Source organism: Marivirga tractuosa, assembly GCF_042140215.1.
GTDB lineage: Bacteria > Bacteroidota > Bacteroidia > Cytophagales > Cyclobacteriaceae > Marivirga > Marivirga tractuosa_A.
Genome location: NZ_CP159478.1, coordinates 3,480,966 through 3,496,661, shown reverse-complemented (window position 1 = coordinate 3,496,661; position 15,696 = coordinate 3,480,966). Strand labels below are relative to the sequence as shown.

The following is a 15,696-nucleotide window of genomic DNA, read 5'->3' as shown; positions in this document are numbered from 1 at the left end:
TAAAGGGCTGTTTTTTATTTACTTTTTGGATTTAAGATGCTTGTTAATTTGTTTTGACCATTTATCAACGAATTGTAATTCACCGTTTAATTGCATGTTCTTTTCCTTGTCAAACAATTCAATTTTTTGTTCTGCTTTGTTTTTGTTTGATGGTATGAAACTCATTTCAACACGTTCAACAATTGTAAGATTTTCAGTGTCGGTTTTTACAGTTTTTGTTTTCTTAACAACCTCACATTTCTGAATTTCTTCAAGGTTAATATATTGAGAAATTCCTTCTTCTGTTTTGGGTTGTTTAAAGAAGAAAAGAAAGTTCCTGTTTTCATCTATTCCTAAAATAAAATTACCGCATAGCTCATATTGATTCACTTCACAATTATGTTTTTCAGCGAGTTTAGTAAGCGATAATTTAAGGTGTTTTGTTTTCTTATTTCTATTTCTATAATCAAAAACAAAAGGTATAGCGCATATAACTAATGCAGCAAAGCCGATTATGGCTGTTCCCCAATCTAATTCCATTCTTTTGGTATTTAAGTGTTCTAAAAGTGGTAAATGTGTTTTGCTGACATGCAAAACATTTCATAATTATTCCTTATCGTTCAATTGAATAATATTGAGTGATGAAGAAATAAATTACCAAAAATATTGAAAGGGAAAAATGAGGTTAGATTTTCTATGGTTTATTAAAATATTTCTCGAAAAGGATGTGATGTATTGAGAAAATTCCGTATTAAAAAGCTGTTCAGTTGCTTTGGCTATAGCCCAATTTTCATGGGAATGGTTCTTGAATGTTGGGGCTGGAAAATTATTTAAGTTATTAACCGAACTTTCATGTTGAGAAGCATGAAGAAACAGATTGGTTGAAAAATCTGATACAATTTTTTTTTGTGAAGAAGAAAATTTGTTGGATTGAAAATCAGAATATGTAAAGGAATTTGTAACAACGCCTATTGAAAAACAATAAATCGTCATTAAACATATTACACTAAAAATTCTGATACTATTCGCTTTCACGTAACAAATATAGACTAATAAATTTATTCAATTTTGAAGTTGATGCGGTGGATTAAAGAAAAATAATTTTAGATAAATGATAACTCCCGTCACTACTAGTAGGAGACCGATGATGTTGGTAATGGTAGTGAAAAAGCCAACGAATAGAACTAACATACCTGTAAGTAGCATTTTCTCAGAATATCGAACAAGCTCCATTGCTGATAAACTTTCAATGTTACGTGAATACTTATATATTTCTTTATCAATATGGACTTGAGCAACCACTATTAACACAATAGCAATTTTCATTATTAATAAACCTATTACATTTATTAAAGGATGATGGAATATATCTAGCGGTAAGAATACAAAATAAAATTCAGGTACTAGAGAATAAATGAGGGTCATCACACCAAACAGAGAAAAGATAATCCAAAAAATCAGACTGATGCGTTTTAAGCGATTGTATTCAACTATTTTTTGGGTAGTAGGTTCTGGTTCTGGAATTCTAGATATTTTTCTAAACTGCTTCCAAAAAACAATTAACCAAGTTGCTATGACCATAAAGGCAGGCAAATACATTTGTAAAGTTGGGTCTGTCATAATCCTTGTTTTACGGTAAAACAATCAAGGGTGTTTGCCCTTCATATACTAATTCATTAATTAAAAATCTCCTGAAAAGCTGGTCTGTTAACAATCGTGAACCTTTTTGAACAACTAACAATTCATCAATATTGCTATTTATAACTTTCTTAATATCTTTAAAAGGGTTTTCACCTTCAAAGATTTTATAATTAGCATCAAATCTATCTGAGAATAATACTTGTAAATCTTTAAGATGGTTTTCTATATTCTCTGTTTTTTCTTTGGGTTTAGCCAAATGAAAAAAAGTAATTTTTGATTTATCGTTATCTATGAAATTTAAAAAGTGATTTAATTCCGGAATGTTTAATGGATGCTTCTCTGTTACCGCTATAAATATTTTTTCTTGTGAAAAACTGCTTAGTTCTTTAGGAATAGCCACCACTATATTCTGTATAGTATCAATGACTTTTAGTGCTACACTGCCCATTAATATTTTTTTGAGTAAACCTGTTCCTTTCAGTCCAGTAAAAATTAAATTATCAAATGGTTCAGCTACTAGCTTTTGTAAAACATTATACAAATTACGCTCTGAAACTGAAAAAGTAACTTTTATAGAATTAGGAATCAAATCTTTTGTAAGTCCTTTCAATTTTTTCAAGGCTTCATTATTGATCTCTTGCGTAATTTGTTGTCTGCTTTGATTATCAGTTAATGCTGGTAGAGCAACTAAAGTTTGATGCACTAGATGAATTTCTGCATTTGTTTTCAAACTCCAATCGCAAGCAAATTTCATGAGATTGGTTGAATATTCTGAAAAGTCAACAAGTATTATAAATCTTTTAGTCATAATGGTGGCTCAATAAAATTATTCTAGACATTGTTCAACTTCTTCAATACTTTTTTCATTTTCAGAAAGAATTACTAAGATATCATTTTCTTCCAAAATTGTGGCGCCAGTAGGAATAGTATAATTATCATTTCTTTCAATCATTGAAATTATTGCTGTTTTGGGAAACCCTAATTCAACTATTTTTTTACCTACTGCATTTGAATCATAATTTAACTTAATTTTTTTCATAGCATTTTTAGGAATATCAGATATAAACCTATCGATAGCAGAAATAGGTTTCACCTTTTCTGGTAAGGCCACATGCAACCATTTGGCTACTATGGATAGAGTAGTTCCTTGAATTAGGACGGAAGTAACTGAAATAAAAAATACTATATTAAAAATCATATTGGCTTTTTCAATACCTGCTAATAGTGGATATGTTGCAAATACGATAGGTACTGCTCCACGCAAGCCAACCCATGAAATGTAAAATCTTCTTCTCATTTTCATTCTGAAAAATATTAAGCTGAGAAAGACCCCTACTGGACGAGCAATTAAAATTAGAAACAATGAAATAAGCATTCCTATTCCTAAATAAGGAATGACTTCGGAAGGGAAAACAAGTAAGCCCAGTGTAAGAAATAGCACAATTTGCATTAGCCAAGCTAAACCATCAAACATTTTTAGAATGGTTTTTTTATGAATAAGGTCTTGGTTTCCTAGATATACTGCGCAAATGTAAATGGCAAGGAAACCATTACCCCCAACGGCATCTGTTGCAGAGAATGTAATAAACATCAAAGCAATTACCAAGACAGGATAAAGACCTTCAAAGTCAAGCTTAATTTTATTGATAATGAATTTGCTGATTTTTCCAAATACAAAACCTGCAACAGTCCCTAAAATCATTTGTTGGAGAAATAGAGGGATGATGGAGGCAATTGTCTGGTCTTGATTGACTACCAAGGTCAGAAATGCAATAGTCAATACGTAGGCCATCGGGTCATTACTACCACTTTCCAATTCGAGGGTTGGTCTAAGATTGGTTTTAAGCGCAAGGCTTTTTGAACGTAAAATTGAAAATACAGCTGCTGCATCTGTTGAGGAAACGATAGAACCTAATAACATGCTTTCGTAAATCGTAAAATCAGTTAGCAACCAAACAAAAGTTCCAAGTGAAATTGCTGTGAGTAATACGCCCAAGGTCGATAATGCGATTCCTTCTTTTAAAATTGGTTTAACAGATTTCCAATGGGTATCTAGACCACCCGAAAATAATATAAAGTTAAGCGATATAATACCAATGAATTGAGCGATTTCAGGATTATCAAATTCGATTCCAAGTCCGTCTGAACCTGCTATCATTCCAATCATAAGGAAGAGTAATAAGGTGGGAACTCCAAACTTATAAGAAGTCTTGCCTACAATAATGCTTATAAATAACAAGAGTGAGCCAACTAATACTATGTTTTCAATAGTTAAATTCATTTTTTTAAAAATCTTAATTTTGGTTTCTCAAATGTACGTGTTCTTTGCAGGAATTGTGACGATATATTTAATACATTTAATTGTAGCATTACACTAAAAAATAATATGATTTTAGCTTTTATTAAGCTCTTTTTCGTAAAGTTAAAGAATTTTAAACGATAGCTTTATTTAGCGTAAAAGTATTCTGAAGTTAATTAATTTATGGAGTCTGAAACTAAAGGAATTAATTTATCTTTCATATTATTCACTCTTCATCTGTGAGCTTATAAAAGGTATTTTTGGAGCCAAAAAATATCCGGTTAAACTAGCAAACAATATTGGAATGAAATGTCCGAATCCTGTTAGTGTTGCTAATAAAATGGTTGTACTCATAGGAGTTCGCGTAACGCAGGCATTAATAGCTGCCATACAGCTTACAATTGCCAATGAAAGATTAATAACTGGGAAAATCTGGTGAATGATTATACCTAACGTTGCACCTACGAAAAATAGCGGAATAATAAATCCACCTCTCCAACCCGAAGTCACGGTTATTGAAATGGCTATAATTTTAAAAATCAGAATAGCAAACAGTAAGGTCAATGAAAAATCACTTGCTAATAGTTCGTTAATTTCATGGTGTCCAAAGTATCGGGTTATTGGAAAATAAAAGGCAATGATACCAAGTAAAATCCCACCAATTAAAGTTTTGATATAAATAGGGATTGGTCTTTTTTTGAAAATTGATTTGAATAATTTGGTGCAAAAAATAAATCCCCACCCAAAAACAACCCCAATCATTGCAAACAAAACGGCATACCCAAAATCAAAAATCCCGGAATACTCATAGGCTGATAAATCCCATATTGGCCCAAGTCCTAAATGGATAATTAAGGCGAATACTAGGTAACTAAAACAACTAGCCACAAATGCGGGAATGATTGCTTTGTAATATTCAACTGCGTGTTTATGGTGAAGTATTTCCAACGAAAATAAACTACCACCCAAAGGAGCACCAAATAAAGCAGTAAAACCTGATGCCATTCCAGCAATACTTAATGATCTTAATTCTTCACCTTTAAGCCGAAACAATTTCCCTATCCAAGAGCCTGTGGAACCAGTTACTTGTACCAAAGGGGCTTCTGGCCAAGACTTCCTCCCGAAGCAACACATAATAAAGAAGAAAGTATCATTGAAGGGTTGTTTTTAGGGTCAAGCTTCCCTTTATTGAACCGAATATTATTTACAATTAGATGTATTTCTCCAGGATCACCAATCAAGTGAATTATGAGACCTGCTAAAAACCCACAAATTGCCATTACAGGGATTACTTGCCAATCACTAAAAACCGTCAATTTGTGAGTTAGAAATTCAAGTGTAATCCAATAAACACCAGCAATTACCCCACCTATTAATCCGAGTAGAGCCCATAATAAAAAAATCCGACTAAAAACGAAAGGATTAAACCTGATCGGTTGATCTAAAATGTTTAAATACTTTACTAATTTCCTTCTTCTTTTCAGTTTCAAAATTTGGTTTTGATTTTTTATTCGTTGCAATTATATCAATAAAAACTTAGATGACCTTTAAAATTTTTTGATTCTGAAAATTGACAGGCTATCTTAGGAAAATTGTACTTGCACCGAAATAAATTTTAACAATATAAAGTAGTAATGGGAATCGATGATTGAGTATCTAAATTCGTTTGGAATAGAACAACCGTATGTTAGGCTGTTATTATTCACGGCCATATCAATTGTAATTGGGATTATAATTCGCTATACTTTTTTTAAAACACTTTTCTTGCTCAATAAAAAGGATGATACAGAGTTCATTAGTTTACTGGAAAACCGGTTTAATGGTAGTATATTCTTGTTCATCCCCATGTGTGTGCCTAGCATGGCACGAGTTGAAAGATACTCAGATTATCTTGAGGGTGCAAGTCCCTTGTATGCGAGCAGCGAAGCATACTAGCAAGTGGCAAGGTCGGTTGAAGCGATTCATTGACTGAAGGAAGCCAAACGGCAAATCCCTGTTCTGACGAACAGAAACTACATACGGAGGCTCAACAACCGTGGTCGAGCAAGCACATCATTGCAAAGGCCGTGCTGTCAGTGGTATTGAGTAGATGTAGCAGAAATAGGGAGAAAGATAAGTGCCTTACCTAGGGAGGTCTCTAGATGTCTGGAACATCAAAGAGAAGTCAGCAGAGGTCATAGTAATTGACAGCAACGAGCCTTGCAAAGCAGGGAAGCCTCACAAGTCAATGAAGGACCGAACATTGAATGCTGTTTTAATTCGGATAGGAGTCCGCTAATTGTGGGTAGCCTATCCTTAAGCAAACAGCTTGTAACAGATTAACGCATATGATAGAACAAGTACTTAAGCGTAAGAATCTGCTCAAAGCGTACCGCCAAGTGGTGCGCAATAAAGGAGCATCAGGAGTAGATGGCATGCCAGTCCAGGAATTAACCTCACATATTGAGGCTAATCGGGACAGGATATTGACCGACATCCTGAACCATCGCTATGTACCGCAAGCTATCAGAGGTGTTGAGATTCCCAAAAGCAATGGTAAAGTAAGACTGTTGGGAGTTCCCACAGTAACAGACAGGTGGCTGCAACAATCCGTTAGCCAAGTGTTGATGAGCAAGTATGAACTTGACTTTGCAGACCACAGCTACGGGTTTAGACCAGAGAAGAATATCCATAAGGCAGTGACACAAGCCTTGAAGTACATCAATGATGGATATCAGGACATAGTGGACATAGACCTTAAGGGATTTTTCGATGAAGTAGACCATGCTGTCCTACTGGAACTCCTCTACCAAAAGGTCAAATGCCGTACTACCTTGAGGTTAATCCGCAAATGGCTTAGAGCCCCGATATTAATTAACGGGAAGCTAATGAAGCGTAGGAAAGGAATGCCGCAAGGTTCACCCCTTAGTCCATTACTATCCAATATTATGTTGGATGTGCTGGACAAGGAATTTGTAAGAAAAGGATACAGATACGTCCGCTATGCAGATGATTTCAGTATATACACGAAATCAAAAGCAGAAGCCAAGAGGATAGGGAATGAGGTTTATTTGTTTTTACAAAGTAAGCTAAAACTACCTATCAATAGGGAGAAAAGCGGAATCAGAAGACCGAGCAACTTTGAGTTGCTTGGTCACGGGTTTGTACCTACTTACAAGAAAGGTGATAAAGGCAAGTACCAATTGGTAGCAAAGAAAAGCAGTTGGGGTTCGCTCAAGCGTAAACTCAAAGGGATTACCAAGAAAACCAGACCCTACAAATTTGAAGAACGTCTCAAGAAATTGGCAGAAATATGCAGGGGGTGGGTAAACAATTACCGCCTAGCGAGCATACAAGTCAAGCTCAAAGCCCTCGATGAGTGGCTAAGGAACCGACTTCGATATTGTATTTGGCACGACTGGAAAAAGCCAGAGAGAAAACGTAAAAACTTAATTCGCTTAGGGATTGATAAAGGCCAGGCATACGCATGGAGCAGGACGAGAAAAGGAGGCTGGGCAGTAGCCCAAAGTCCAATCTTGATCACCACTATCACTTTGTCAAGACTTAGGAGAAAAGGGTATGAATCAATGCTTTCCTATTACTTAAGGACGCAAGTAGTCATTCAATGAACCGCTGTATACGAGACCCGTACGTACAGTGGTGTGAGAGGCGCACCGTGGGCTTATGGCTCACGGCCGTCTACTCGATTAATTATGCATAATTTGATTCCGAGCTTTGAATTGCACAAAAATCTAACGGAATGGTTGTTGTTGATAACAGAATCTTTAATCATAGCCTCATTTACGATTGTAGCGGTTCGTTTAGTTTATTTTTTGCAGGATGTTCTCAATCAAAAATTTAATGTAAACCAATCAGATAATCTCAAGCAAAGACAAGTAATAACGCAGGTAATATTTGTTAGGAAGATCATCATTTTTCTAATTGTCATGATAGGCTTAAGTTTGTTTTTATTACAATTCGATGGCGTAAGAAAATATGGTGCTACTTTTTTAACTTCAGCAGGAGTTGCGGGTATTATTATCGGTTTGGCGGCACAAAAAACCATCGGGAATTTATTGGCGGGCATTCAAATTGCTTTTACTCAGCCTATTAAAATAGGCGATGCAGTATTTGTTGAAAAGGAGTGGGGTTGGATTGAGGAAATAAATTTAACTTATGTGGTGGTAAGAATTTGGGATCAAAGAAGATTAGTTCTGCCTATCACTTATTTTACAGAGCAAACCTTCCAAAACTGGACAAGAAATTCAACAGATATTATTGGGAGTGTATTTTTGTATACGGACTATACCGTACCAATAGATGAATTGAGAAGAGAATTCGAATCCATTTTGGCTGTAACTGACCTTTGGAATAAAAACGTGCAAGTACTTCAAATAACTGATTGTACTGAAAAAACTATGCAAATTAGAATGTTGATGTCAGCAAAGGATTCACCCACAGCATGGGATTTAAGATGTTTGGTGAGGGAAAAAATGCTAGTCTTTATTCAAAAAAAATATCCTGATGCATTACCTAAAACAAGATTGGTTTTGCATCAATCAGCCGATGATTCTAATGATTGAGTTAGCCAATATAATGTCTTTTGGTTTTCTATACTATTGATAGCATTTCTGATGTTATATTTCTCCCTGCCTGTTAGTCTCCAGTTTAAGGATGCTCTTTCTTCAATATGTTTCATTTTATCAAGGCTGTCATCTGAAAAGGCAACTCCGGCATCATAAGTGAGCATAGCATGGTTTAAGTCTCCTTGAAACCATTCTGAAGCGTATTCAATTAATAAATCATTACGAGTGTCCTGTACATTCGACCAATTATTGTAAATATTGCTGATTGGGGTAGATAGTTTTTCGAGTATAGATAAATTTTGTTTTTTCTCGATTATTGCGGCTTTTTTAGAATCTCGAATAGTTAAAATGATGACCCCAGATGTATTTTCTGCTATCCAATCTTTGAAGTTATATAAAAATAAAACGGCATCACTCACTCCAAAATTATCAGCTAATCCCGCATCCATAATTTCCAGACTAGGTTCACTTGGAAGATTCACATTAGGCGTAATATAAGGGAAAGATGCACTCATTCGAAGTGCTGTTATAAAACTTAAGTTTTTAGCATCCTGATTTTTGAACATTCTTAAAAAGTCAATACTTCTATTATCCATAAGAGCATTCAAAGAATCATCTCTGATTGATTTACTGGACATATAGGAGCTGCTATTGGGTGTTATATATAGCTTCCTTCCATCGTTTACACTGGTTGGAGCTAAGAATAGCATAGGAATTTCTGCATTTAGTTCTGCATTTTTATAGTCGCTTAATCGTTTATCTAGAACGCCTTCTAAATTATTATTTAGTTTTTGTTCAAATGCATATCCTCTATCCTTTGGGTAACTATATCCTCCATACTCAAAAGATTGATATCGGATAAAAATGTCATTAGTCAAAAGACTAAAAATAATGGGATTAAGGGCTTCTTTTCCAATATTGTTAAGGTACTTTGGGTTATAGACGTTGAGTGTTTGACCCTTCTTTTGCATGTATTTCAATTCTCTAAAATACGCAGCACCAATTAACCCACCTGAAGCACCAGAAATGCTCACAGTATGCTTAAATAGATTTCCATTTGTAATGCTGTCAGCTTTTTGCAATGCATTCATGGTCCAGTATGCAGCTCTTTGACCCCCACCACTTGCTGTAAGTAGTATCATTTTAGGTTTTTCACTGAATTGACTTCTCCAATTATTAAGTACTTCTAGGGTTGTAGTTCTATCTTTTGCTAATGCTTTTGGATTCGTAAGTTTATCAATGTTTTTTTGATTATAATTTACTGCTTTAGTATTATAATTTAAACCGTGGGCAAAATGAGTTTTACTTAGAAATTCTCTGGTTGTAAGAAAGTTGATAAGGAAAAAGATGGCAATTGCTCCGGTAATGGCCCATGATCTAAACCAAAAAGTTATAGCTCCAATAGCCATTAAAATAATACTTAAAAACAGAACCGCACTGGCAGCAGCAGGTATTTGAAAGACAGGGTAATCGCGGAAAGCTCCGAGAATTAAAATAATTATAAAAATGAATAATTCCGCAATCACGGTATTCAAGTGATTTTGGTCGAAAATTCCAGTAATTACATTAAAAACTTTGTGGTTACTTTTTTTACTGACTCTAATCCATCTTAACCTAAGATCTAGGAATCCTTCAACTTTTGCCTGCTTACTTTTTAAATCCTTATGATATTTTACCGCAGCAATTCTTCCAATTTTAAGTTTCTTAATTCTTTTTTCTACTCTTTCTGCCAATACTTCACGAAAATCCTTATTAGTAAACCAAAAATAGAGTTGTAATATGAATATGGATACAAAAACACCCAATGGCAACGTAATGCTTAAAGTTAAAGCTTTCCAGAACCCCATAAACTCATACATCATCTGATAATTTATGATTTGAATGATGTAGTTAATTAAGAAAGCAAGTGGGATTATAGCGTTATTCAATGAAAATTTAGAGAAAGGCTTAGTAATGGTCCCTATAAAATGAAACTTATAGCCGTCCAAAATATAAGTTGCTATATTAAAAGCGACAATTAAACCACCTAAAGTTAAACCAACAATGAAATAGCTCTGGTGATTAACTTCATTTAAATATTCAGGGGATAGAAAAAGGTAAGGGATACCCAAACTTTTACCGAAGCCACCATTAATTACTGAGAATAATAATACCCAACATAATAAAAGCAATTGATTTTTCTTAAAGTGATTCAAAATCAATTGTATTGGAAATGAATATATTATTGAGTTGATAAGTTTTGTCATAAAAACCTCATTTCCATTTTGTTATGTTGATTATAAATCTTCGAATAAGAAATTGTTGATAGCATATTTAACCAAGCCAGCTAAGGTTTTTGAACCTGTTTTTTCCATTAAATTTCTTTTATGAGCTTCTACGGTTCTTATGCTTATAAAAAGTTTATCTGCAATTTCCTGATTACTTAATTCATCAATTATCAACCTTAAAACTTCTTTTTCTCTTTTGGAGATAGCTACCACATCAGAGTCTTGTTTTTTCTTGCTCATGAAATCCATAATGGCCTTTGTAGCTTCTTGTGCATAATAAGATTCCCCATTATAAACAGCTTTCACTGCATCCACAATTTCTTTTTCTCTTGCATTTTTCAGTAGGTAACCTGAAGCTCCAGCTTGTAGCATTTGTTTTACATACTGACTATCCTTAATCATAGTAAGTGCAATGATTTTAACAGAAGGAAAACTTTTATTCACTTCTGTTGCCAATTCAACACCGTTCATTTCAGGCATACTTATATCAGTAAGCATAATATCTACCACTTCAGGATTATTCTGTAAAAAAATTAATGCCTGTTTGCCATCACTAGCTTCACCTGCAATCGAAATGTCATGCCCATCCTTTTCAAGGTAAAACCGAATGCCGTCTCTTATTAAACGGTGGTCATCTACTAATAAAACTTTTATCATTCCGAAATATAATAATAACTTTATACAACTGTAAAAAATGTATCATGGAAGACAATAATAATCAAAAACCAAAAGTATTTTATCTTGACGATGATGAAATTAATCTTGCTATCCTAGAGGCTAATTTAGAAGATTATTATGAAATTTTAGGGTTTAGTGATCCTAATAAGTCCATAGAATATCTTAAAAATAATGAAGTTGATGTTATTTTGACTGATCAAATCATGCCTATGATGGATGGCATTGAATTTTTGCAAGCAATTAAGAATATTCAACCAAAGGTGGCTAGAATTCTTTTAACTGGTGTAGTAAATCAAGATGTAATGCTTCAGGCCATCAATAAGGTGAACATATACCGATTTCACGAGAAATCAGACAATTATGATGGACTAAAATTTGATATTGATAATGCTTATAAAATGGTGAAAGCATTAAGGGAGAAAGATTTCTATTTTAAAGAATTGCAAGAAACCACTGAAAAACTAAAGATTATTGCCAATAATGTTCCTGCACAAATAATTCATACTGATATGGATGGAAATATTCTTGAAATTAATCAAGATAGTAGTGCCTTGACCACAGATAGTGTAGGGAAGAATATTTCGAACTTCTTGCCCGAAGATGAACTTAAAAAGTTTCTACAAACAATGGCTAAGGTGTCTGAAACAAAAAAAAACCATAATATTATTACCAGGGCATTTAATTTTTACGAAAATTTTCAATGGTTTTCTACTGTCATAGGGCCACTTCATTCAAAAGATAAACAAAGTGGATTTTTGATGGTCAGTCAAGATATTACTGATAGGGTAAATCATGAGGAGAAAATAATGTCAGCAGTTATTGAGGCGGAGGATAGACAAAAAAGTAAGATTGCTCGTGATATTCATGATGGTCTGCAACAAACGCTTACAATATCTTTGATGAATTTTGAGTCTTTGGATCAAAATTCTATTCAAATTACCGAAAAGGAGCTTGAAAAATTTCGTAGTGGTGTTAGATTTTTACGAAAGGGTTTACAAGAAACAAGAAGTATTGCTTACGAATTAATACCTAAATCTGTGGAGGATTTCGGCTTTGTTGCTACACTAAAAGAATTGATTGATGAACTCAACTCCTCTATAGATCATACTGAATTTAATTTATATACTAATCTTGAACAAAGAATTGCTGATCTCAATATTGAATACAACCTTTTTAGGATTACACAAGAATCATTAAACAATATCATTAAGTATGCTGAGGCATCAGAAGTATTTGTTCAGTTGACCCATCATGATAATATTTTACAACTGACAATTGAGGATAATGGTAAAGGTTTTGATGTAGATGAAAAGCTTAATTCTGATAGAAGTTTCGGCCTTTTTAATATGCATAAAAGAACGGAAAGCCTTTCTGGAAAAATGACTATTGAGTCAAAAGAGGGTACTTTGATATTTGTTGAAATCCCTCTAAAAAAGAAAGTTATATAAAAGAGAATAAGTTAGAATTCCGTGTACTTGTAACAATATTTATTCGAATGGGTTAAATAATATATACTTTTTTAACTAAAAACCAACAAATTATGGATACTAAAGATGCTTTAAAGCAAAAACTTGTTTCACAAGTAGAAGAATGGAAAGCTGATTTTGATAAACTGAAAGCTGAAACTAAAGGTGCCTATGCAGAAGGTCAGCTGGAAGGAAGTCAAGAAGCTAAGGATTTAGAATCTAAAATTGAGGATGCTAAAGATTTTATAAATAAAGTAGAAAATGCTAATGAGGATGATGTGGAGGAATTAAAATCCAAAGCGGAAAATCAGTTAGATGGTCTTAAAAATGCATTTCAAAATCTTAAAAATAAATTTAAATAACCTGAGGATATTTTTAGTTTGTTCTATGGAATAGGATAAAAAAATAGCCATTGGATTTTTCCGATGGCTATTTTTTTGAAATAGTATGAATTTATTTCACCTCTGTTACTTTCACCATATTGGTTCTATTTTTCTCTTTAATAGGCATACTAGCCATTAAAATAATAATATCTCCACTTTGAACATGGTTGTCTTTCTTTAAGGTTTTTTCAATATCCTCAAAGGTTTTATCAGTACTTTCATAATTTTCATAAATATATCCTCTCACTCCCCATACCAAATTGATGGTTTCCAATAAGTCATGGTTGGGAGTAAAAATGAATATACCAGCTTTAGGTCTATGGCTAGCTAATCTGTAGGCTGTATATCCTGACTTAGTCATCCCTACAATTGCTTTTGCATTTGTTTCTTCTGCTAGTTTGCAGGCAGTTTGTACTAAATTATCGCTATTAAAAGTAATGGATTCTCTTGAGACATGACCATATTTATGATAAATAGAATCATGTTTTTCAATGCTAGCGATAGTATTGGACATACTCAAAACCGATTCAACAGGATATTGTCCAGCTGCAGATTCAGCTGATAGCATTACGGCATCACCCCCGTCTAAAATTGCATTGGCCACATCATTAGTCTCGGCTCTAGTAGGACGAGGATTTTCAATCATGCTTTCCATCATCTGAGTAGCCACTATCACAGGTTTGCAAGCTTCATTACATTTCCTAATGATCATTTTTTGAGCTAAAGGAACATCTTCCATCGGAATTTCCACTCCTAAATCACCACGGGCCACCATAACAGCATCAGTAGCTGCAATAATGTTGTCAATATCTTTTAAGGCTTCCGGTTTCTCTATTTTAGCTACCACCTTACATTCTTTACCATTATATCGAATTCTGTTTTTCAAATCCAGAACATCTGCTGCTGAACGTACAAAAGATAAAGCTATCCAATCTACTTCATTCTTTAAACCGAACTTTAAATCTTCTAAATCTTTTTCTGTTAAGCTGGGAGCTGAAACATTAGTATTAGGTAGATTTATTCCTTTTTTAGATTTTAAATCTCCACCATAAATAATTTTAGCTTTTACTTCGGTTTTATCAGATGAAATTACTTCGAGCTGAATATTTCCATCATCTATTAAAATAGTATCACCTTTTTTAACATCTGAAGGTAAGCCTTGGTAAGTGGTGGAGACTTTTTTAGCATCCCCCACCATTTCTTTGGTGGTTATGATAAGTTCATCACCTTCTTTTATTTCAACACTTCCGTCCTTTATTTCACCACACCTGATTTTAGGTCCTTGTAAATCTTGAAGGATACTTATATTTGTCCCCCATTCTTTATTGATCTCTTCAATATATTGTAAGGTTTGTTGATGTACCTTATGGTCACCATGAGAGAAGTTAAGTCTAAAAACATCCGCACCCGCTTTTACTAATTTTTGTAACATTTCTTTAGTGTTGGAAGCTGGGCCAACGGTTGCTACAATTTTTGATTTGTTGAATTTGATGTTTTCTTTTTTCATGTGTTTAATTTTTTCTTTATGTGTCGCAACAAATCCCGAATTTATCTGGACGCTTCATTAGCGTGTTATCGGGAAAATTTTAATTTAGACTTTTTAAGTCATTAAGTTAACCACCGATTTTAGTCGGTTAGCATCTAAAATTTGAACCAAAATTACATTTTTTATTTTACTTAGTGTACTTTTTACATTAAGTATTTCTAATTCTTCAGTATCATCTTGGATTAAAAGGAAATAGTCGATGTTTTTCATTTCGGGAATAAGAAAAGCTTGAGACGCTTCGCTTTCATTTAATTTATTTTTCAGTAATTTTATGGAAATGTTCTCTGTTTGATGTTGAAAGCAAGATGTATTGAGATAGTGACCTTTTTTCAATTCTATAAGATGGTCTTTTGCTCTTTTCAAAGAAAAATGTGTATGTTCATTGATATGCCATGCCATTTGAAAATCAGCTAAAGAGGATGAGATAGCTAATAATTGAAAATCTACACTGAAAGTATCTTGCCAAAGTTGTTTGTTCATAGTATTAAGTTATAAATATTTCAATTTAATCTAAAACTTGTAGGGTAAAGTTAGCCCGGAAAGCAAAATACTTGTACGAAAGGAAAAAAATAGTTTGACATTAATGAGGGAAATACATTTCTTTGCGGAGTATTTAAAACTAAAATTCTAAAATAATGTCTGAAATAGCACAGAAAGTAAAGGCAATTATCATTGACAAACTAGGAGTAGAAGAGTCAGAAGTGACTGCAGAAGCAAGTTTCACCAATGATTTAGGAGCAGATTCACTGGACACAGTGGAGTTGATCATGGAGTTTGAAAAGGAATTCAACATTTCTATTCCAGATGATCAAGCCGAAAACATTGGTACTGTTGGACAGGCCATTTCTTACTTAGAAGAAAACGTAAAATAA

General features: G+C 33.6%; 15 protein-coding genes. 5 read left to right on the top strand and 10 right to left on the bottom strand.

All coding sequences use genetic code 11. The annotated features are described in order from the left end of the window. Positions 1-18: 18 nt before the first annotated feature. From ABWH96_RS15670 to ABWH96_RS15645, 6 genes are all read right to left on the bottom strand, one after another. The gene (locus ABWH96_RS15670; RefSeq protein ID WP_375578453.1) at positions 19-519 is read right to left on the bottom strand and encodes a hypothetical protein; all 501 of its coding nucleotides are present in this window, start codon (positions 517-519) and stop codon (positions 19-21) included. Between the two features lie 522 nt (positions 520-1,041). Beyond that, entirely contained in the window at positions 1,042-1,599 is a 558-nt protein-coding gene (locus ABWH96_RS15665) for a hypothetical protein (protein WP_375578452.1), read from the bottom strand. Positions 1,600-1,609: 10 nt separating this feature from the next. Next, positions 1,610-2,374 carry a universal stress protein gene (locus tag ABWH96_RS15660; RefSeq protein WP_375578451.1) on the bottom strand — a complete coding sequence of 255 codons (765 nt, stop codon included), beginning with the start codon at positions 2,372-2,374 and terminating at the stop codon, positions 1,610-1,612. Between the two features lie 72 nt (positions 2,375-2,446). Then, positions 2,447-3,901 carry a potassium/proton antiporter gene (locus ABWH96_RS15655; protein ID WP_375578450.1) on the bottom strand — a complete coding sequence of 485 codons (1,455 nt, stop codon included), beginning with the start codon at positions 3,899-3,901 and terminating at the stop codon, positions 2,447-2,449. Positions 3,902-4,141: 240 nt separating this feature from the next. Further along, a complete protein-coding gene (locus tag ABWH96_RS15650; protein WP_375578449.1) occupies positions 4,142-4,972 on the bottom strand; it encodes a chloride channel protein in 831 nt (276 codons plus the stop codon). A 29-nt stretch (positions 4,973-5,001) separates the two neighbouring features. Continuing rightward, the gene (locus tag ABWH96_RS15645) at positions 5,002-5,409 is read right to left on the bottom strand and encodes a hypothetical protein (RefSeq protein WP_375578448.1); all 408 of its coding nucleotides are present in this window, start codon (positions 5,407-5,409) and stop codon (positions 5,002-5,004) included. 837 nt (positions 5,410-6,246) lie between these two features. Here ABWH96_RS15645 and ltrA point away from each other — a divergent pair. Both ltrA and ABWH96_RS15635 read left to right on the top strand, forming a co-directional pair. After that, positions 6,247-7,527 carry a group II intron reverse transcriptase/maturase gene (ltrA, locus tag ABWH96_RS15640; protein ID WP_375578447.1) on the top strand — a complete coding sequence of 427 codons (1,281 nt, stop codon included), beginning with the start codon at positions 6,247-6,249 and terminating at the stop codon, positions 7,525-7,527. Positions 7,528-7,611: 84 nt separating this feature from the next. Further along, complete coding sequence (locus tag ABWH96_RS15635) at positions 7,612-8,481, top strand: mechanosensitive ion channel family protein (protein WP_375578446.1); 870 nt, start codon at positions 7,612-7,614, stop codon at positions 8,479-8,481. On the opposite strand, the gene ABWH96_RS15630 is transcribed toward ABWH96_RS15635, so the two are convergent. Together ABWH96_RS15630 and ABWH96_RS15625 are read right to left on the bottom strand one after the other, a co-directional pair. Beyond that, a complete protein-coding gene (locus ABWH96_RS15630) occupies positions 8,454-10,730 on the bottom strand; it encodes a patatin-like phospholipase family protein (RefSeq protein ID WP_375578445.1) in 2,277 nt (758 codons plus the stop codon). The two genes, ABWH96_RS15635 and ABWH96_RS15630, sit on opposite strands and share 28 nt — an antisense overlap. 30 nt (positions 10,731-10,760) lie before the next feature. Further along, positions 10,761-11,408, bottom strand: coding sequence for a response regulator (locus ABWH96_RS15625; RefSeq protein WP_375578444.1), 648 nt, complete (start codon positions 11,406-11,408; stop codon positions 10,761-10,763). A 44-nt stretch (positions 11,409-11,452) separates the two neighbouring features. On the opposite strand from ABWH96_RS15625, the gene ABWH96_RS15620 reads away from it, so the two are divergent. Further along, positions 11,453-12,877 (top strand): response regulator, encoded by a 1,425-nt coding sequence (locus ABWH96_RS15620; protein WP_375578443.1) that lies wholly within the window; start codon positions 11,453-11,455, stop codon positions 12,875-12,877. Positions 12,878-12,969: 92 nt separating this feature from the next. Beyond that, positions 12,970-13,257, top strand: a complete 288-nt coding sequence (locus ABWH96_RS15615) for a hypothetical protein (protein WP_375578442.1) — start codon at positions 12,970-12,972, stop codon at positions 13,255-13,257. A gap of 91 nt (positions 13,258-13,348) precedes the next feature. Here the strand turns inward: ABWH96_RS15615 and pyk are convergent, their stop codons facing one another. After that, positions 13,349-14,785, bottom strand: coding sequence for a pyruvate kinase (gene pyk, locus ABWH96_RS15610; protein ID WP_375578441.1), 1,437 nt, complete (start codon positions 14,783-14,785; stop codon positions 13,349-13,351). A 93-nt stretch (positions 14,786-14,878) separates the two neighbouring features. Next, positions 14,879-15,304, bottom strand: coding sequence for an IPExxxVDY family protein (locus ABWH96_RS15605; protein WP_375578440.1), 426 nt, complete (start codon positions 15,302-15,304; stop codon positions 14,879-14,881). A gap of 155 nt (positions 15,305-15,459) precedes the next feature. On the opposite strand from ABWH96_RS15605, the gene ABWH96_RS15600 reads away from it, so the two are divergent. Next, on the top strand, positions 15,460-15,696 hold the full coding sequence (locus tag ABWH96_RS15600) for an acyl carrier protein (RefSeq protein WP_013453317.1): 237 nt from the start codon (positions 15,460-15,462) through the stop codon (positions 15,694-15,696).